This is a genomic window from Pseudacidovorax sp. DMC4, assembly GCF_056314265.1.
The window spans coordinates 581,126-599,888 of the sequence record NZ_JBQUYR010000002.1 but is presented as its reverse complement, the minus strand read 5'-3'; the positions used below and the strand labels follow the sequence as shown (position 1 = coordinate 599,888).

Sequence of the window (18,763 nt, the reverse complement as noted above, 5' to 3'; positions counted from 1 at the left end):
ACCCACCATGTTCAAGTGGCTCCTCGAACGCAGCCTGGGCAACCGGCTGCTGGTGATCGTGCTCGCCCTCGCGGCGATGGCCTACGGCGCGTACACGCTGACGCGCACGCCGGTGGACGTGTTCCCCGACCTCAACAAGCCCACGGTGACGGTCATGACCGAAGCCGGCGGCATGGCGCCCGAAGAGGTGGAGCAGCTCATCACCTTCCCGCTGGAGACCGCCATGAGCGGCCTGCCCGGCGTGGAGACGGTGCGCTCGGTGTCCTCGGCCGGCCTGTCCTTCCTGTACGTGACCTTCGACTGGCGCACCGAGATCTTCCGCGCCCGGCAGCTGGTGTCCGAACGCCTGTCGGCCATGGAGGAAGGCCTGCCCGCCGGCACCGTGCCGCGCATGGGCCCGGTCAGCTCGGTGATGGGCGAGATCATGCAGATCGCCATTCCGGTCGATCCGCAGCGGATCTCGCCCATGCTGGTGCGCGAGTACGCGGACTGGGTGCTGCGCCCACGGCTGATGTCGGTGCCGGGGGTGGCGCAGGTGATCCCCATCGGCGGCGAGGTGCGGCAGTTCCAGGTGCAGCCCGACGCGGCGCGCATGGCGCAGCTGGGCATCTCGGCCGAGGCGCTGGCCACCGCGCTGCGCGGCTTCGCGGCCAACACCTCGGGCGGCTTCCTGTCGCTCAACGGTCGCGAGTACCTGATCCGCCACCTGGGCCGCACCGCGCGGCTGGACGACCTGCGCCGCCTGGCGCTGGGCGCGCGCAACGGCCAGCCGATCCTGCTGCAGCAGGTGGCGCAGGTGGACTTCGCGCCCGCCATCCGCCGCGGCGACGCCGGCTTCGAAGGCCGGCCGGCCGTCATCCTGGGCGTGCAGAAGCAGCCGGCGGCCGACACCATCGCGCTCACGCGGCAGATCGAGTCGGCGCTGGCCGGCCTGGCCGCCGCGCTGCCGCCCGGCATGGAAAAGCCGCGCGTCACGTTCCGCCAGGCCCGCTTCATCGAGGCCTCCATCGACACGCTGCAGGGCAAGCTGGTGGGCGCGGCGGTGTTCGTGGCGCTGATCCTGTTCTTCTTCCTGGGCACGCTGCGCCCCACGCTCATCGCGCTGGTGGCCATTCCGGTCTCCATCCTGGCGACGGCGCTGGTGTTCCGCGCCTTCGGGCTGTCGATCAACACCATGACGCTGGGCGGCCTGGCCATCGCCATCGGCGGGCTGGTGGACGACGCGGTGGTGGACGTGGAGAACATCATGCGGCGCCTGAAGGAGAACCGCGCCCGGCCCGAGGCCGAGCGGCTGGGTGTGCTGACGGTGGTGACGCGCGCCTCGATGGAGGTGCGCTCGGCCATCCTCTATGCGACGGTGATCATCGTCCTGGTCTTCGTGCCGCTGTTCGCGCTGCCAGGGCTGGAGGGCCGGCTCTTCGTGCCGCTGGGCATCGCCTTCATCGTCTCCACGCTTGCCTCGCTGCTGGTGTCGGTGACGGTGACGCCGGTGCTGAGCTACTGGCTGCTGCCGCGCATGAAGCGGCTGGAGCACGGCGACACGCGGCTGCTGGCCTGGCTCAAGGCCCGCTATGCGCGCGGCCTGGAGGCGGTGCTGCGCCGGCCCCGCATCGCGGTGGCCGCGGCGGCCGTGGCGGTGACGGCCGCGGCCGTGGCCGTGCCCTTTTTCCCGACCACCTTCCTGCCGCCCTTCAACGAGGGCACGCTGCTCGTCGGCCTGCGGCTGAACCCGGGCGTGACGCTGGAGGAAAGCAGCGCCCTCGCCCGCCAGGCCGAGCGCCTGGTGCGGCAGGTGCCGGAGGTGACGCACGTCGGCCGCCGCAGCGGCCGGGCCGAGCTGGACGAGCATGCCGAGGGCGTGCACGTGAGCGAGCTGGACGTGGGCCTGAAGCCCGCCAGCGAACTCACGCGCCCGATGGCCGCCATCACCGCCGACATCCGCCAGCGCCTGGCGCCGCTGCCGGCCGCCATCGGCATCGGCCAGCCGATCTCGCACCGCATCGACCACATGCTCTCGGGCGTGCGGGCGCAGATCGCCATCAAGGTCTTCGGCGAAGACCTGGACGTGCTGCGCGGCCAGGCCGAGCTGCTGCGGGCGCGGCTGGCCGCCATCCCCGGCGTGGCCGACCTGGAGGTCGAGAAGCAGGTGCTGGCGCCGCAGATCAAGGTGCGCGTGGACTACGACCGCGCCGCCCAGTACGGCGTGCCGGCGCCGCAGGTGCTGCAGACGCTCGAACGCATGGTCGAGGGCGAGAAGCTGTCGCAGATCGTGGAGGACGGCCGCCGCTTCGCGCTGGTGCTGCGCCTGCCCGAGCCGGCGCGCTCGGTCGACGGCCTGGGCCGGCTGCTGATCGACACGCCGCTGGGCTACGTGCCGCTGTCGCGCCTGGCCACCATCGAGGAAGGCGACGGGCCCAACCAGGTCAGCCGCGACGACGGCCGGCGGCGCATCGTGCTTTCGGCCAACGCCTCGGGCCGGCCGCTGTCCGACGTGGTGGCCGACATGCGGGCGGCGGTGGCGCAGACGCCGCTGCCGGCCGGCTACTTCATCACCCTGGGGGGGCAGTTCCAGGCGCAGGAGGAGGCATCGCGGCTGGTCGGGCTGCTGTCGCTGGTCTCGCTGGCGCTGATGTTCGTGGTGCTGTACAGCCGCTACCGCTCGGCGGTGCTGTCGGTGCTCATCATGGCCAACATCCCGCTGGCGCTGGTGGGGGCGGTGGCGGGCCTGGCCCTGTCGGGGCAGCCGCTGTCGGTGGCGGCGCTGGTGGGCTTCATCACGCTGGCGGGCATCTCGGTGCGCAACGGCATCCTTAAGGTGAGCCACTACGTCAACCTGATGCGCTTCGAGGGCGAGGCCTTCGGGCCGCGCATGATCGCGCGCGGCTCGCTGGAGCGGCTGTCGCCGGTGCTGATGACGGCGCTGGTGACGGCCTTCGCGCTGGCACCGCTGCTGTTCGAGGCCGAGCGGCCCGGCACCGAGGTGCTGCATCCGGTGGCGGTGGTGATCTTCTCGGGACTGGTGAGCGCCACGCTGCTCGACACCTTCCTGACGCCGGCGCTGTTCTGGCTGTTCGGCCGCCGGAGCGCCGAGCGGCTGGCGGCGGATGGGGACACGCAAGCGCTTTGAGGACGCGCGAGGCAAGGCAAAGGCGGATTTTGTTGCTTTAGTCAACTTTATTGGTTGACAATGGCACGCATGCCTGAGTTGCCCGCTTCTGCCTCGTCGCCCGCCGCCTCTGCCGTCCCGGTGGATGCCGTCAAGGCCCTGCGCCGTTTCAACCGCTTCTTCACCCAGCGCATCGGCGTGCTGGAGCCCTACCTCGGCAGCGAGCTCTCGCTGACCGAGGTGCGGGTGCTCTACGAGCTGGCGCACCAGCCCGGCCTCACCGCCCGCGAGCTGGCCCAGGCGCTGAGCCTGGATGCGGGCTACCTCAGCCGCCTGCTCAAGCGTTTCGAATCGCTGGGCTGGCTGGCCCGCGCCACCGATGCGCGTGACGCGCGGCAGCAGCGGCTGTCGCTCACCGAGGCGGGCCATGTGGCCTTCTCACCGCTGCAGCAGCGCTCGCGCGATGCCGCGGCCGCCCTGCTGGCGCCGCTCGCGCCGGCCGCGCGCGACGAACTGGTCCAAGCGCTTGCACGGGTGGAGACCCTGTTTGAAGCCAAGCCCGCGCCCCTTCGCACCGCCGTGCTGCGCGACCCTGCCCCGGGCGACTTGGGCTGGGTGGTGCAGCAGCACGGCGAGGTCTATGCCCGCGAGTACGGCTGGGACGGCCGCTTCGAGGCCGCCGTCGCCGACATCGCCGCCCAATGGCTGCGCACCCACGACCCGGCATGGGAGAAGGGCTGGATCGCCGAGCTGGACGGCCAGCGCGTGGGCGCCGTCTTCGTGATCCGCCACAGCCCCGGGGTGGCGCAGCTGCGCCTGCTGGTGCTGAAGCCCGAAGCGCGCGGCCTGGGCCTGGGCGGCAAGCTGGTCGACGAATGCATCGCCTTCGCGCGCGCCCGTGGCTACAAGCAGATGATCCTGTGGACCCACAGCTCCCTCGAAGCCGCCCGCGCCCTGTATGCCGCGCGCGGCTTTGCGCTGGACACCAGCGAGCCGCACGAGGGCTACGGCAGCGGCCCGCTGGTGGCCGAGCGCTGGTCGATGACGCTCACTGCATAAACCAGCCGTGGCTGACCACCAGCGACTGGCCGGTCAGCGCATTGCTCGGGAAGGCCGCGAACAGCAGCGCCACCCGCGCCACGTCGTCGGTGGTGGTGAACTCGCCGTCCACCGTCTCCTTGAGCATCACGTTCTTCACCACCTCCTCCTCGGAGATGCCGAGGGTCTTGGCCTGCTCGGGAATCTGCTTTTCCACCAGCGGCGTGCGCACGAAGCCGGGGCAGATCACGTTGGCCCGCACGCCGTGCTTGGCGCCTTCCTTGGCCACCGTCTTGGCCAGGCCGATCAGCCCGTGCTTGGCCGTGACGTAGGGCGCCTTGAGCATCGAGGCCTCCTTGGAGTGCACCGAGCCCATGTAGATCACGCTGCCGCCACGGCCCTGCGCATACATGTGCTTGAGGCAGGCGCGGGTGGTGAGGAAGGCGCCGTCCAGGTGGATGGCCAGCATCTTCTTCCAGTCGGCAAAGCCGAATTCCTCGACGGGGTGCACGATCTGGATGCCAGCATTGCTGACCAGGATGTCGATGCCGCCGAAGGCCTTGACGGCTTCCTCGACGGAGGCGTCGACCTGCTGCTCGTCGGTGACGTCCACCGCCACGCCGATGGCCTGGGCGCCCGTCGCCTTCAGTTCGGCGGCCGTCGCCTCCGCTGCCTGCTTGTTCAGGTCGGCGATGACGATCTTGGCGCCCTCCTGCGCGAAGAGCGTCGCGATCTCCTTGCCGATGCCGCTGGCCGAGCCGGTGATGTAGGCGACCTTGTCCTTGAGTTGCATGGGGGTTCCTTTCGATGCGAGGTTGAAGAAATGGGAAAGGGGCTCGAGGCCAGGCGCAGGCTGACTACTTCAGATAGTCGAGTTCGACGGTACCCAGCGCCAGCGTCATATCGGCGATGTAGTGCACGGTGGACAGCACCTCCAGGACGGGCAGCTGGGCGACCGGCGCCAGCGCATGCGGATGCAGCTCCAGCGAGCCGGGGCCCGTCCAGGCGCCCTTGAGCTGGACATCGACCATGTGGTAGCGCACCAGCTCACAGATCCGGGCGGTGCCATCCACATGCGGAATGATCTTGAGCAGGAAGTTGGGCTGCGCAATGGCGTCGAGGATCGGCCCGTGTTCCAGCGTGCGGTGCTTGAAGCCCATCGTGGCGGTGGCCACGCGCACGGCGCCGTAGTCGAGCGTGCCGACGATCACATCGGTTTCGTAGCCGAATCGGGGCGTGGCCAGCTTCTTCGGAAAGCCCCACAGCTCCCGCCCGCCGGCGATGGGCGGATGATCGTTGAGGTACATGGCATGCACATACGCGCCCTTCTCCACGCCCTTGGCGGTGCGTAACTGCACCGGGATCACCTGGCCCGACTCGGTGTAGTCGCCGAAGCCGGTGGAATCGGGCATGCGGATGAATTCGTACTTGACCACCGGCTCTGCAATTTCCAGCGGTTCCGGCACCACGGCGCGCAAGGCGTCGGGATCGGTGCGGTAGGTGACGACGATGAACTCCCGGTCGACGAAGCGGTAAGGGCCAGGCGGAAAGGCCGGGCTGGAGAAGGGCATCGCGAAGGCGCGTTCGCGCAGGTCCGAGGCTTTCATGGGGTACGGGGGCAAAGTGGATGGTGAGTATTCATGCTGCGTCGCACAACTTAGCGCAAGCTGAAGTCGCCAGCGTGGCGACGCGAAAGCGGCGCCGTCCTACGCCCACGCCCCGGGCGCGCAGGTGACCACGTTGCGCGGGCCCGGCCACCGGCTGCGCTCTGCTGGCAGAAAAAGAGCCGACCGGCGCGCACGGCACCGGTCGGCTCCTGTGGAACATGGCCGCGGAGGAAGCGCCGGTGCTCGGGCGCTTCCTCCGGGCACGGTGCCCGTCAGCCGATGCGCACCGGCACGAAGATCTTCTCGTCGCCGCGCTGGATCAGCAGGGCCACCGACTTGTCGGACTTGGCGACGGCTTCGCGCACCTGGTCCACGCTCCGGGCGGGCGTGCCGTTGATGGCCAGCAGCACGTCGCCCTGCTGGATGCCGGCACTGGCGGCGGGGCCGCGTGCGTCCTCGATCAGCAGGCCGCCGTTGGTGCCGGCCTCCTTCTGCTCCTGGGGCTGCAGTGGGCGCAGCGCCAGACCCAGCTTGCCCTTGCCGACGGTCTCGTCGGCCTTGGCCACCTTGGTCTTTTCGCTGGCGTTGCCCAGCTGGGCCGTCAGTTCCTTGGCACCGCCATCGCGCCAGACCTCGATCCTGGCCTTCTGGCCCGGCGACATCTGGCCGATGATGGCCGGCAGGTCGCCCGAGGTGGTGATCGGCGCGCCGTCCACCTTCAGGATCACGTCGCCCGACTGGAGGCCGGCCTTGTCGGCAGGCCCGCCCTTCTCCACGTTCGACACCAGCGCGCCTTGCGGCTTGTCGAGCTTGAAGGAATCGGCAAAGGCCTGGTTCACCTCCTGCACGGCCACGCCCAGCTTGGCATGGTCGGCATGGCCGGTGGCGACGATCTGGTCCTTCACGCGCATGGCGATGTCGATCGGGATCGAGAAGGACACACCCTGGTAGCCGCCGCTGCGGCTGTAGATCTGCGAATTGATGCCCACCACCTCGCCGCGCGCATTGAACAGCGGGCCGCCCGAGTTGCCGGGGTTGATCGGCACGTCGGTCTGGATGAAGGGCGTGAAGCCGTCGTCGGGCAGCGAGCGGCCCTTGGCGCTGACCACGCCGGCCGTCACGCTGTTCTCGAAGCCGAAGGGCGAGCCGATGGCCAGCACCCATTCGCCCACCTTCAGGTCCTTGGGGCTGCCGAGCTTGACCGTGGGCAGGTCCTTGGCATTGATCTTGAGCACCGCCACGTCGGTCTTGGGATCGGCGCCCAGCACCTTGGCCTGGTATTCCCGGCGGTCGGTGAGCTTGACCGTCACTTCCTTGGCGCCATCGACCACGTGGGCATTGGTGAGGATGAGGCCGTCCGGGCTCAGGATGAAGCCCGAGCCTTCGGCCCGCGTCGGCACCGAGCGCTGGGGCCCCTGGCGATGGCCGGGCACGCCGCCGAACTGGCGGAAGAACTGATAGAACGGATCGTTGGGCGACATGCCGGGTGGCATGGCGGCGCTGCCGCTGTCGTCGTCGTCACCGCTGGTGTCCAGCGCCGTCTTGGTCATGCCCGAGACGCTGATGTTGACCACCGCCGGGCCCTGCTGGGCCGTGATGACCGAGAAGTCGGGCGCGGCGATGGGCGCCACCATCGGCGCTGCGGCCACAACGGGCGGCTGGGGCGCGGAGCCCAGGGCATGGGCGCTGGTGTAGGCCCCGCCGGCCGCGGCGCCGAGCACGCCTGCGGCAGCAAGGGCGATCACCAGCCGCTTGGGCGATTGCAGGATCGTCTGGGTGTTCATGGTGAGCCTCCTGGCTGCGTGTCGAGTTGCGATGGCGTGACTGTGGAAGCCATCGCTTAGGCACGACTTAAACCCCCAGGCCGGCCTTGCAGGCCGCCCCGGTCAATGCCGCGGCAGGGGCAGTGCGGTCTTGTAGCGAACCTGCTTCAACGCAAAGCTGGAGCGGATCTTCTCGACACCGGGGATCGGCGTGAGCTGCTCCAGGATGAAGCGCTCCAGTGCCGCCATGTCGGCCACGGCGACGCGGATCAGGTAGTCGCTGTCGCCCGTCATGAGGTAGCACTCCATCACCTCCTCATGCTCGGCGATGCGGCGTTCGAAGGACGCCAGCGCCTCCTTGCTCTGCGTGCGCAGGCTGATGGAGATGAACACGTTCAGGCCCAGGCCGAGGGCCGGCGCGCTGCACAGCGCCACATAGCGGGCGATGACGCCCGCGGCCTCCAGCGCCTTCACGCGCGCCAGACACGGCGAGGGCGACAGATGCACGCGCCGGGCCAGCTCCACGTTCGACAGGCTGCCGTCGCGCTGCAGCTCGTCGAGGATGCGCAGGTCCGTGGCGTCGAGTGGAAAGTTGTTCATGTGGCATCCAAGCAGTTCGGCGGCAGTTTATGCCGCAGCCTCCGGGTCGACGCGCCCGATTCCGACAGCACATTTGCCGACTGCCTGCCTAAAGTGCCGAGCATGAATGCCTCCATCCCCGCCGCGCAATTGCTGACCCTCGCCGCCGCCGACTCCAGTGCCGCCGACGCCGACCCCGTCGAGACCGCCGAATGGCGCGAGGCCTTCGTCGCGCTGGTGCATGCCCATGGCCCCGAGCGCGCCCGCTGGATGCTGGATGAGCTGGCCCGCCTGGCGCGCGCCCAGCGCATCGGCTGGCAACCGGAGCTGGCCACGCCCTATGCCAACACCGTGCCGGTGGATCGCCAGCCGCCCTTCCCCGGCGACCTGGCCATCGAGGAGCGCATCGGCTCACTGATGCGCTGGAACGCGCTGGCGATGGTGGTGCGCGCCAACCAGGCCTATGGGGAGCTGGGCGGCCACATCGCCAGCTATGCCAGCGCGGCCGACCTGTTCGAAACGGGCTTCCATCACTTCTTCCATGGCCGCACCGACGCGCACCGAGGCGACCTGGTGTTCTTCCAGCCGCACAGCGCGCCGGGCGTGTATGCCCGCGCCTTCCTTGAAGGCCGCTTGAGCGAGGACGACCTGGCCCATTACCGTCAGGAGATCACGGCGCCGCTGAAGGGGGCGAAAGGCCTGTCGAGCTATCCGCACCCGTGGCTGATGCCGGACTTCTGGCAGTTCCCGACCGGCTCCATGGGCATCGGGCCGATCAGTGCCATCTACCACGCGCGCTTCATGCGCTACCTTACGCACCGCGGGCTGCTGGACTGCGAGGGCCGCAAGGTCTGGGGCTTCTTCGGCGACGGCGAGATGGACGAGCCCGAGTCCATGAGCGCCCTGACGCTGGCCGCGCGCGAGAAGCTCGACAACCTGGTGTGGGTGGTCAACTGCAACCTGCAGCGCCTGGATGGCCCGGTGCGCGGCAACGGCCGCATCATCGACGAGCTGGAAAGGCTCTTTGCCGGCGCCGGCTGGAACGTGGTCAAGCTGGTCTGGGGCAGCGACTGGGACGGCCTGTTCGCCCGCGACACCGACGGCGCCCTGCTGCGCGCCTTCGCCGAGACGGTGGACGGCCAGATGCAGACCTTCGCCGCCAAGGACGGCCGCTTCAACCGCGACCATTTCTTCGGCCAGAACGAGGCCCTGCAACGCCTGGCCCAGGGCATGACGGACGAGCAGATCGACCGTCTCAAGCGCGGCGGCCACGACCTGGTAAAGATCCACGCCGCCTATGCCGCGGCCGCCGCGCATCGCGGCCAGCCCACGGTGATCCTGGCCCACACCAAGAAGGGCTACGGCATGGGCACGGCGGGTCAGGGCAGGATGACCACGCACTCGCAGAAGAAGCTGGACGAGGCCGACCTGATCGGCTTTCGCAACCGCTTCAACCTGCCCTTGAGCGACGAACAGGCCACGTCGCTCGCCTTCTACAAGCCGGCCGAGGACAGCGCCGAGATGCGCTACCTGCGCGAGCGACGTGCGGCCCTCGGCGGCGCCCTGCCCCAGCGCCGCAGCGACTGCGCCACGCTGCCGGTGCCGCCGCTCGCGAGCTACGCCCGCTTCGCCACCGAGGCGGCGGGCAAGGAGATGAGCACCACCATGGCCTTCGTGCGCCTGCTGGGCAACCTGCTCAAGGACGGCGAACTGGGCCCGCGCATCGTGCCCATCGTGGCCGACGAGGCGCGCACCTTCGGGATGGCCAACCTGTTCAAGCAGGTGGGCATCTACAGCAGCGTGGGGCAGCGCTATGCGCCGGAGGACATCGGCTCGGTGCTGAGCTACCGCGAGGCCATCGACGGCCAGATCCTGGAGGAAGGCATCAGCGAGGCCGGCGCCATCGCCAGCTGGACGGCCGCCGCCACCAGCTACAGCGTGCACGGCCTGGCCATGCTGCCCTTCTACATCTACTACTCGATGTTCGGCTTCCAGCGCGTGGGCGACGCCATCTGGGCCGCGGCCGACCAGCGGGCGCGCGGCTTCCTGCTGGGCGCCACCTCGGGCCGCACCACGCTCGGTGGCGAGGGCCTGCAGCACCAGGACGGCAGCAGCCACCTGGTGGCCGCCACCATTCCCAACTGCCGCGCGTGGGACCCGGCCTTCGCCGGCGAGATGGCCGTGATCGTCGATGCCGGCATGCGCGAGATGGTGGTGGAGCAGCGCGACGTCTTCCACTACATCACGCTGATGAACGAGAACTACGCCCAGCCCGACGTGCCCGCGAGTGCGCACGAGGACCTGCTGCGCGGCGGCTGGCTCTACGACGGCTGGCAGCGGCCCGACGGCGCACCGGCGGCCACGCAGCGCGTCACGCTGCTGGGCTCGGGCGCCATCCTCACCGAGGTGGTCAAGGCGGCGCAGGCGCTTGCCATGGAAGGCATCGAGGCCACGGTGTTCAGCATCACCAGCTGGAGCGAGCTGTCGCGCGAGGGCCTCGCCTGCGAGGCGCGGCTGCTGACCAGCGAGGCTGCGGCCGTGCGCATCGAGCCCTTCATCACCCGCCTGCTGGCGGCCAGCGAAGGCCCGGTGATCGCCGCCACCGACTATGTGCGCGCCGTGCCGGAGTCCATCCGCGCCTACGTGCCCGAGGGCCGGCGCTACCTCACGCTGGGCACCGATGGCTTCGGCCGCAGCGACACGCGGGCCGCGCTGCGCGACTTCTTCGGCGTGGACGCCGCCGCCATCGCGACGGCGGCGCGGCGGCTGCTGGCCGCGGCCGGCACCTGAGACAGGCGCTGCTGCGGGCGCCGCGGCTCAGCGCGTGTGGACGATCTCGTCCAGCGGCGCCGGGCGGCAGAGGTGGTAGCCCTGCATCAGCGGGCATTGCAGCGCGCGCAGGGCCATCAGTTCCTCCACCCGCTCCACGCCCTCGGCCACCACGTCGATGCCCAGCGAGCGCCCCATCTGCAGGATGGTGCCCACCAGCAGGCGGTTGTCGCGCGAGGCATCCAGGCCCGAGATGAAGCTGCGGTCGATCTTCACCTGCCGCACATGGTCGCCGCGCAGCGAGGCCAGCGAGGAATAGCCGACGCCGAAGTCGTCGATGGAAATCGCCACCCCCGCGGCGGCCAGCCGCGCGAGCTTGCCCTGCGTGCTCTCGGCGTTGAGGGCCACCTCCTCGGTGATCTCCAGCTGCAGGCGCCGCGGCGGCACGCCATGGCGCTGCAGCGTGTCGAGCACCAGGTCGTCCACGTCCAGGTGCGCCATCTCGCGCGGCGAGACGTTCACCGCCAGCGGCAGATGGCCCATGCCGGCCGCATCGAGCTGGCGCGCGGCCAGGCACACTTGGGTGAGCACATGGTTCAGCAGCCGCCGCGCCAGGCCCGTGGCCGCCGCGGCATGCACGATCTGCTCGGGCGAGACCCAGCCGTGGCGCGGATGCAGCCAGCGCAGCAGGGCCTCGAAGCTGTGCAGCTCGCCGCCCGCAGTGAAGATGGGCTGGTACCACAGCACGACGCCGCCCGTCTCCAGCCCCATGCCAAGGTCGCGCTCCACATCGCGGCGCACCATCAACGCCTGCTGCAGTCCATGGTCGAAGAAGCGGAAGCTGTCGCCTCCCGCCCGCTTGGCGCTGTAGAGCGCCTCGTCCGCGAAGGTGAGCATGTCCATCACGCCCAGGCCGCGCCCGACGCACAGGCCCACGCTTACCCCCAGTTGGCCGCCTTCCATCACGCTGGCCTGCGGAATGCGCTGCGTCAGCAGCCGCGCCAGTTGCTCGGGCGATTGCGCGGAGCCGGGCACGTCGTAGAGCACCACGAACTCGTCGCCGCCCCATCGGCCCACCACGGCGTCGAGCCGCTCCAGCTCCTTACTGAGCCAGCGGCCCACGTCCTGCAGCACGCGGTCGCCCACCCCATGGCCGAACACGTCGTTGATGGCCTTGAAGCCATCCAGGTCCAGCATCAGCAGGCACTGCTCGCGCTCGCCGGCCGCTGCGAGGCGCCGGCCCGCCGCATCGGCAAAGCCGTCGCGATTGAACAGCCGCGTGAGCGGGTCGTGCATCGCGCGGAACTCCAGCTCCCGCGCCGCCGCCTGCGACGACTCGTGGGCCTGGCGCAGGCGGTCCGCCATGGCGGTGGCCTCGTTCTTGAGCCGGCTGCCGCGCTTGAAGGCGGCTTCGCTCTGCACGCCGCTGCGGATCAGCGCGGCCAGGTAGACGAACACCATCAGCGCGAGCATCTGCCGCTCGAAGCCGCCGGCCACCAACAGGCAGGCCGCCACCGACAGCAACGCCGGCGTGATGAAGAAGATGGGCACCCACGCATACGCAATGCCATAGGTGACCGAGCCTGCGGTGATGCCGCACACCACCGTGAGGTAGAAGAGGGTCTGCGGCGAGGTGTAGCCGTCGCACAGCAGCGGGACCATGGCCCAAACCAGGCCCGAGCACAGCCCCAGCAGCGCCGCGGCGCGCAGGTGCCATTCGACGCTGCGCGTGCGCCACCAGCGACCGCTCAGGGCCGGCGCGGCGAGTTCGCCCGACGTGGCCTCTTCGGGCCCACGGTACGGCAGCCGGCACACGATGGCGCGGGTGATGTTGACCAGGGCAGACAGCATCGCCCACACCACGCCCATGGCCAGCTCGCCACCGCTGTAGGCCATGAGCAACGCTGCCACGGTCAGCACGGCATTGATGGGAATGGCGGCCAGCACGCTGTGGCGCACGGCGACCATCTGGTCGTGCCGCACCATCCGACGCAACTCGGCCGCGTCGAGGTGCTCGGCATGCATGGCCGGAGCAGAGACGGAAAGGGAACTCATAGACACTGGACGGCGGCCCCACGCCCGGGCCGCAGGACAGGACGACATCGTGGCGGCACGGCCGTCAAGCCGCACGCCCGATGTCACCTTGAAACGGGACGTTACGCGGGCATTGGGCCATCGCTTGCCGCACGCTTGCAAGCACTTTCGAACGGGGCTTGTCAGCCCGGCGAAGCGTTGAATCCGAAAGTTCTAGGAGCGGCCTTTCACCACTTCCCGGCGCCCGCCGGACGGGGCTTGAGTTGCTGCGCGCGAGTAAGCATTTCGACCGCGTCGGGACGGTTGCCCCGCTTGGCGAAGTCCAGCGCGGTCATGCCCAGCTGGTTCTTCATGGCGATGTCGGCACCCTCGTCCAGCAGCAGCTTCACGGCCTCGGCAGAGCCGTACATGGCGGCCATCATGAGCGGCGTGGTGCCGTTGGGCGACTGCGCGTCGATGAAGGCATGCTGCTCCAGCAGTTGCTTCATGATCGAGATGTGTCCGTTGGTGGCCGCGTAGTGCAGCGGCGCCCAGCCTGGCTTGTTGACGGCCGCGTCGCGGGCCAGCAGCAGGTCGACGTACTCCTGCTGGCCCTTGAGCGCCGCCATCATCAGCGGCGTCTCGTCACTGGCGTTGGTGGCGTCGACGTTGACGCGCGGCGAAGCGATGAGCACCTTGGCCACGCGCGGCGAAGGCTCGCGCAGCGCCAGGAGCAGACCGGTCTGGCCCTTGGGATCGCGGCCGTTCGGGTCGAAGCCCTGCTTGAGCAGCCGCTCCACTGCGCCGGGGTTGTCGCTGATGACGGCACGGAAGAAGTCGTCGCTGGGGCTGGCCGTGGCGCAGGAGGCCGCGGCCAGTGCCGCCGCGAAGGCGAACAGGGTGCGGCGAGCGATGGAGGCGCGGGCAGGAAGGCTCATTGGGCGTGGACCTTGAAAAGCTGTTCGAAGTTGCGGCTGGTGACCTCGGCGACCGCCTCGACCGTCATGCCGCGCAGCTCGGCGATCTGCTTGGCCACGTAGGGCACGTACGACGGGTTGTTGGTCTTGCCGCGATAGGGCACGGGCGCCAGATAGGGGCTGTCGGTCTCGATCAGCACGCGGTCCATGGGCACGAAGGCGGCCACATCGCGCAGGTGCTGGGCGTTCTTGAAGGTCAGGATGCCCGAGAAGGAGATGTAGAAGCCCAGGTCGAGCGCGGCGCGGGCCACCTCGGCCGTCTCGGTGAAGCAATGGAAGACGCCGCCGGCGGCGCCCTCGCGGCCGTCCTCGCCTTCCTCGCGCAGGATGGCCAGCGTGTCCACCGAGGCTTCGCGCGTGTGGATCACCAGAGGCTTGGCCACCCGCTGCGCGGCGCGGATGTGCACACGGAAGCGCTCGCGCTGCCAGTCCAGGTCGGCCACGGTGCGGCCGCCCTTGCGGGCGTCCATCTGGTAGTAGTCCAGGCCGGTCTCGCCGATGGCCACCACCTTGGGCTGCGCCGACAGCGCGACCAGCAGGTCCACGTCGGGCTCGCGCACATCCTCGTTGTCCGGATGCACGCCCACGCTGGCCCAGAAGTTGTCGAAGCGCGCGGCCAGGCCCTGCACGGCCTCGAACTCCTCCAGCGTGGTGCAGATGCACAGCGCGCGGTCGACCTGCGCCTGCGCCATGTCGGCGCGGATGCGGTCGATGTCGGGCAGCAGCGAGGGCTCGGTGAGGTGGCAGTGGGAGTCGACGAACATGGGCGAAGCGAAGAAGAAGGCAAGGGACGCGGCGCCTCGTGCGAGGCCGGCACGTCAGAGGGTCTGGGTGGGCCGGTCGGAGGCCAGGCTGGCGCCGAGGATCTCCTCGATGCGGGCCTTGAGCTGGCGCGACTTCTCGTCGCCCGGAAAGCGGATGCCGATGCCCGGCGAGCGGTTGCCCGCAGCCTGTGGCGGCGTGATCCACGCCACCTTGCCGGCCACCGGGTAGCGCTGCGGATCCTCCGGCAGGGTCAGCAGCACGTAGACGTCGTCGCCGAGGCGGTATTCGCGCGCGGTGGGAATGAAGATGCCGCCATCGGCGAACAGCGGGATGTAGGCCGCGTACAGCGCGCCCTTCTCCTTGATGGCCAGCTGGATGACGCTGGGCCGCGGGATCGGGGCGGACGGGGCGGCGGTCGCGTTCATGGGCGTTCGGGGCTGCGGGAGTTTAGGGCGGCCTGCGCCTCGCTCACCAGGGCCTCGATCATCAGCCCCGCGTTGAACGGATGCTCGGCCGTGCGGGCCGCCTTGAGCAGCGACGCCGACCAGCGCGCCAGCACCGGCGCCGACGGCGGTGCCGGCAGCGAGGCGGCCTCGAAGAAACGGGGCTGCCCGCCGCCGGCCACCGCCATCAGGTCGTGGCAGAGCTTCTGCAGGGTGTCGATGGCGGCGGGCGGCGGCTGGTCCGCCAGCGCCGTGATGTCGCCCCGGCGCATGGCCTGCGGCAGCAGCGACCAGGCCTTGGCCGAGGTGCCGCCGCGCGCCAGTCGCAGCGCGTCGGAGGGCCGGCCGCCCGCCGCCCGCAGGAGCGCATGGGCCTCGGCCGCCGGCACGCCCTGTGTCGCCAGCCAGGCTTCCGATTCGCCTTCGGCTGGCCAGGGCAGCGTGAAGGCCTGGCAGCGGCTGCGGATGGTAGGCAGCAGTTGCCAGGCGGCTTCGGTGGCGAGCACGAAGCGCACGTCGCCGACGGGCTCCTCCAGCGTCTTGAGCAGCGCATTGGCCGCGATGGCATTCATGCGCTCGGCCGGATAGACCAGCACCACCTTGCCGCGCCCGCGGCCACTGGTGCGCTGGGCAAAGCCTACGGCGTCGCGCATGGCCTCGACGCGGATCTCGCGGCTGGGCTTGCGCTTCTTGTCGTCGATCTCGGCCTGGGCCTTTTCGTCGATGGGCCAGCCCAGCTCCATCATGGCGACCTCGGGCATCAGCACCGCGAGGTCGGCATGGGTACGCACGGCGATGGCATGGCAGCTCGGGCAGTGGCCGCAGGCGCCCTCGGATACGGGCTGCTCGCACAGCCACGCGGCGGCCAGGGCCAGCGCCAGGTCGTACTGGCCGAGGCCCGACGGCCCCTGCAGCAGCAGCGCATGGCCGCGCTGGCGCAGCAGCTGGTCGCGGGCGCGGGCCAGCCAGGGCGAGAGCGCGGGCGCCTCGTTCAGTTCAGCCATCCGCGCTCCTGCAGGGCGGCTTCGACCTGCACCCATACCGCCTCGCGATCCCTGTCGGCGTCGATGCGGGCGAAGCGGCCGGGCTCTTCCGCGGCGCGCCTTGCGTAGCCCTCGCGCACGCGGCGGAAGAACTCGGCCGGCTGGGCCTCGAAGCGGTCGGGCATGCGGGCGCCGGCCAGGCGCTCCGCGGCGACCTCGGGCGCCAGGTCGAACCACAGCGTGAGCCCGGGCTGCAGCAGTGCCGACCCGGCCTCCTGCTGCTGCACCCAGCGCTCCAGCGTCTGCAGCACCGCGAGGTCGAAGCCGCGGCCTGCGCCCTGGTAGGCGAAGGTGGCATCGGTGAAGCGGTCGCACAGCACCACGGCACCGCGCGCCAGGGCCGGCTGGATCACCTGCACGACATGGTCGCGCCGGGCCGCAAAGACCAGCAGCGACTCGGTGAGCGGGTCCATGGCTTCGTTCAGCACCAGCGCGCGCAGCGACTCGGCCAGCGGCGTGCCGCCGGGCTCGCGCGTGCGCACGACCTCGCGGCCGGCCTCAGCGAACAGCCGCTCGATCGCATCGAGGTGGCTGGACTTGCCGGCGCCGTCGATGCCCTCCAGGCTGATGAACTGCCCCCGGCCCGCCTGCTGATCCATGCTCACCGCACTCCCCGCTGGTATTGGTTGACCGCGCGGTTGTGCGCGTCGAGCGTCTCGCTGAACTGGCTGGTGCCGTCGCCGCGCGACACGAAGTACAGCGACTTGGTGCGTGCCGGCTGCACGGCCGCCAGCAGCGAGGCCTTGCCCGGCATCGCGATGGGCGTGGGCGGCAGGCCCTGGCGCGTGTAGGTGTTCCAGGGCGTGTCGATCTGCAGGTCGCGCTTGCGCAGGTTGCCGTCGAAGGCGTCGCCCAGGCCGTAGATGACGGTGGGATCGGTCTGCAGCGGCATGCCGATGCGCAGCCGGTTGATGAAGACGCCGGCCACCTCGGCGCGGTCGCTGGCCTTGCCGGTTTCCTTCTCGACGATGCTGGCGAGGATCAGCGCGTCCTCGGGCGACTTGAGCGGCAGGTCGGGCGCGCGAGCGGCCCAGGCAGCCTCGAGCTTGCGGTCCATGGCGCGCAGGGCGCGCTGCAGCAGCGCCACGTCCGTCGAGTTCTTGGAATAGGTGTACGTGTCGGGGAAGAAACGGCCTTCCGGATGCTGGCCCGGCCGGCCCAGGCGCGCCATCAGGTCGGCGTCGGAGAGCGCGGCGGTCTCGGGCTTGAGCATCTCGGCCTTGGCCAACGCGGCGCGCACCTGGCGGATGTTCCAGCCCTCCACCAGCACCACGCTGCGGGTGGCCTCGCGGCCGCGCACCAGGATCTCGAGCAGCAGCCGCGGCGTGACGCCGGCATCCATCTCGTAGCTGCCGGCGCGGATCTGCCGGTCCTTGCCCGAGACACGGAACCAGGCATAGAGCAGCCGCGGATCGACCGCCACGCCGGCATCGGCCACGGCCTGTGCCACGCCGCGCGGGGTGGTGCCGGGCTCGACCGAGAGGTCGACGCTGACCGCTGGCAGACGCAGGGGCTGGTGCAGCCACCAGAGCGCCCAGCCGCCCACGGCCAGCACCGACAGCAAGACCAGCAGGAACAGGGAGGCGAAAAAACGACGCACGGCGGATGGGTGGATCGGGAACGGCCGAAGGGCGGGATCGGCGGGCCGCCGGGGCCGGCGGCGCGGGCTGGAGCGAGTGTCCCGCGCAAGGCGCCGCCAAAAGCCGGCCATGATAATTCAGGCATGACCTCTCCCCTTTTTCAAGGTGTGACGCCCCCGCTTGCGGCGCTGGGCGTGATCCGCGCGGAGGGCGCCGATGCGGCGGCCTTCCTGCATGGCCAGCTCACGCAGGACTTCCTGCTCCTCAAGGACGACACGGCCCGCCTGGCGGCGCTGTGCTCGCCCAAGGGCCGCATGCTGGCCAGTTTCGTCGCCTGGCGGCAGGCGCCGGAGCAGTTCCTGCTGGTCTGTGCGCGCGACCTGCTGGCACCCACGCTCAAGCGGCTGTCGATGTTCGTGCTGCGCGCCAAGGTCAAGCTGAGCGACGCCACGGCCGACTTCGATGTGCGCGGCCTGGCCGGCGCGGCCATCGCGGCGGCCGGCGCCGATCCTGCCGCGGCGCCCGGCCAGCGCCTGGCGCCCGCCGAGGGCCTGAGCGTCGTGGCCCTGCACGGCTGCGAAGGCGTGCCGCGTGCCCTGTGGCTGGCCCCGGCGGGCACGCCCGCCCCGGCCGGCAGCACGTTGAGCCCCGAGACCTGGGCCTGGAGCGAGGTGATGAGCGGCGTGGTGACCATCAGCGCGCCCGTCGCCGACGCCTTCGTGCCGCAGATGCTCAATTACGAGTCCGTGGGCGGCGTCAACTTCAAGAAGGGCTGCTACCCCGGCCAGGAGGTGGTCGCCCGCAGCCAGTTTCGCGGCACGCTCAAGCGGCGCGGCTATGTGATGACGGCCGAGGCGCCCCTGGCCGCCGGCCAGGAGGTCTTCGGCGCCGACCCCGAGCAGCCCGTCGGCACCGTGGCGGCGGCGGCCCCGGCACCGGGCGGCGGCTGGGCGGCGTTCGTGTCGATGCAGACCGCGGCCCTGGAAGCCGGCGGCCTGCGCGCGGGCGAGGCGCCGCTGATCGTCCAGCCCCTGCCCTATCCGCTGCTGGAAGACATCTGAAAAGGTGCACAGGCCGGAT

15 protein-coding genes are annotated in these 18,763 nt (G+C 70.5%); 4 read left to right on the top strand and 11 right to left on the bottom strand.

Features of this window, described 5'->3' with window-relative positions; all coding sequences use genetic code 11:
* Nucleotides 1-7: 7 nt before the first annotated feature.
* Together ACT54X_RS06495 and ACT54X_RS06490 are read left to right on the top strand one after the other, a co-directional pair.
* A complete protein-coding gene (locus ACT54X_RS06495) occupies nt 8-3,127 on the top strand; it encodes an efflux RND transporter permease subunit (protein ID WP_476345627.1) in 3,120 nt (1,039 codons plus the stop codon).
* A 69-nt stretch (nt 3,128-3,196) separates the two neighbouring features.
* The gene (locus ACT54X_RS06490; protein WP_476345625.1) at nt 3,197-4,165 is read left to right on the top strand and encodes a bifunctional helix-turn-helix transcriptional regulator/GNAT family N-acetyltransferase; all 969 of its coding nucleotides are present in this window, start codon (nt 3,197-3,199) and stop codon (nt 4,163-4,165) included.
* On the opposite strand, the gene ACT54X_RS06485 is transcribed toward ACT54X_RS06490, so the two are convergent.
* From ACT54X_RS06485 to ACT54X_RS06470, 4 genes are all read right to left on the bottom strand, one after another.
* Nucleotides 4,155-4,937 (bottom strand): 3-hydroxybutyrate dehydrogenase, encoded by a 783-nt coding sequence (locus ACT54X_RS06485; RefSeq protein ID WP_294365532.1) that lies wholly within the window; start codon nt 4,935-4,937, stop codon nt 4,155-4,157. The genes ACT54X_RS06490 and ACT54X_RS06485 overlap by 11 nt on opposite strands.
* A 64-nt stretch (nt 4,938-5,001) precedes the next feature.
* The gene (locus ACT54X_RS06480) at nt 5,002-5,751 is read right to left on the bottom strand and encodes an acetoacetate decarboxylase (protein WP_476345623.1); all 750 of its coding nucleotides are present in this window, start codon (nt 5,749-5,751) and stop codon (nt 5,002-5,004) included.
* A gap of 272 nt (nt 5,752-6,023) precedes the next feature.
* On the bottom strand, nt 6,024-7,535 hold the full coding sequence (locus ACT54X_RS06475; RefSeq protein WP_354320516.1) for a DegQ family serine endoprotease: 1,512 nt from the start codon (nt 7,533-7,535) through the stop codon (nt 6,024-6,026).
* Nucleotides 7,536-7,637: 102 nt separating this feature from the next.
* Complete coding sequence (locus tag ACT54X_RS06470; protein ID WP_476345621.1) at nt 7,638-8,114, bottom strand: Lrp/AsnC family transcriptional regulator; 477 nt, start codon at nt 8,112-8,114, stop codon at nt 7,638-7,640.
* 102 nt (nt 8,115-8,216) lie between these two features.
* On the opposite strand from ACT54X_RS06470, the gene mdeB reads away from it, so the two are divergent.
* Nucleotides 8,217-10,883, top strand: a complete 2,667-nt coding sequence (mdeB, locus tag ACT54X_RS06465) for an alpha-ketoglutarate dehydrogenase (protein WP_476345619.1) — start codon at nt 8,217-8,219, stop codon at nt 10,881-10,883.
* Between the two features lie 27 nt (nt 10,884-10,910).
* On the opposite strand, the gene ACT54X_RS06460 is transcribed toward mdeB, so the two are convergent.
* The 7 genes from ACT54X_RS06460 to mltG form a co-directional block, all read right to left on the bottom strand.
* Complete coding sequence (locus tag ACT54X_RS06460; RefSeq protein ID WP_476345617.1) at nt 10,911-12,917, bottom strand: putative bifunctional diguanylate cyclase/phosphodiesterase; 2,007 nt, start codon at nt 12,915-12,917, stop codon at nt 10,911-10,913.
* Between the two features lie 206 nt (nt 12,918-13,123).
* Nucleotides 13,124-13,813 carry an ankyrin repeat domain-containing protein gene (locus ACT54X_RS06455; RefSeq protein WP_304304293.1) on the bottom strand — a complete coding sequence of 230 codons (690 nt, stop codon included), beginning with the start codon at nt 13,811-13,813 and terminating at the stop codon, nt 13,124-13,126.
* A complete protein-coding gene (locus ACT54X_RS06450) occupies nt 13,810-14,616 on the bottom strand; it encodes a TatD family hydrolase (protein ID WP_354320520.1) in 807 nt (268 codons plus the stop codon). The genes ACT54X_RS06455 and ACT54X_RS06450 overlap by 4 nt, the downstream gene beginning before the upstream one ends.
* A gap of 54 nt (nt 14,617-14,670) precedes the next feature.
* Complete coding sequence (locus tag ACT54X_RS06445; RefSeq protein WP_234191809.1) at nt 14,671-15,042, bottom strand: PilZ domain-containing protein; 372 nt, start codon at nt 15,040-15,042, stop codon at nt 14,671-14,673.
* The gene (locus tag ACT54X_RS06440) at nt 15,039-16,064 is read right to left on the bottom strand and encodes a DNA polymerase III subunit delta' (RefSeq protein ID WP_476345615.1); all 1,026 of its coding nucleotides are present in this window, start codon (nt 16,062-16,064) and stop codon (nt 15,039-15,041) included. The genes ACT54X_RS06445 and ACT54X_RS06440 overlap by 4 nt, the downstream gene beginning before the upstream one ends.
* Complete coding sequence (gene tmk / locus ACT54X_RS06435) at nt 16,052-16,702, bottom strand: dTMP kinase (RefSeq protein WP_476345613.1); 651 nt, start codon at nt 16,700-16,702, stop codon at nt 16,052-16,054. Before tmk ends, ACT54X_RS06440 begins: the two co-directional genes overlap by 13 nt.
* Nucleotides 16,703-16,704: 2 nt before the next feature.
* Nucleotides 16,705-17,703 carry an endolytic transglycosylase MltG gene (mltG, locus tag ACT54X_RS06430; RefSeq protein ID WP_476345611.1) on the bottom strand — a complete coding sequence of 333 codons (999 nt, stop codon included), beginning with the start codon at nt 17,701-17,703 and terminating at the stop codon, nt 16,705-16,707.
* Nucleotides 17,704-17,826: 123 nt separating this feature from the next.
* Between mltG and ygfZ the strand changes: the two genes are divergently transcribed.
* The gene (gene ygfZ, locus ACT54X_RS06425; RefSeq protein ID WP_476345609.1) at nt 17,827-18,744 is read left to right on the top strand and encodes a CAF17-like 4Fe-4S cluster assembly/insertion protein YgfZ; all 918 of its coding nucleotides are present in this window, start codon (nt 17,827-17,829) and stop codon (nt 18,742-18,744) included.
* The last annotated feature ends 19 nt before the right edge of the window (nt 18,745-18,763 follow it).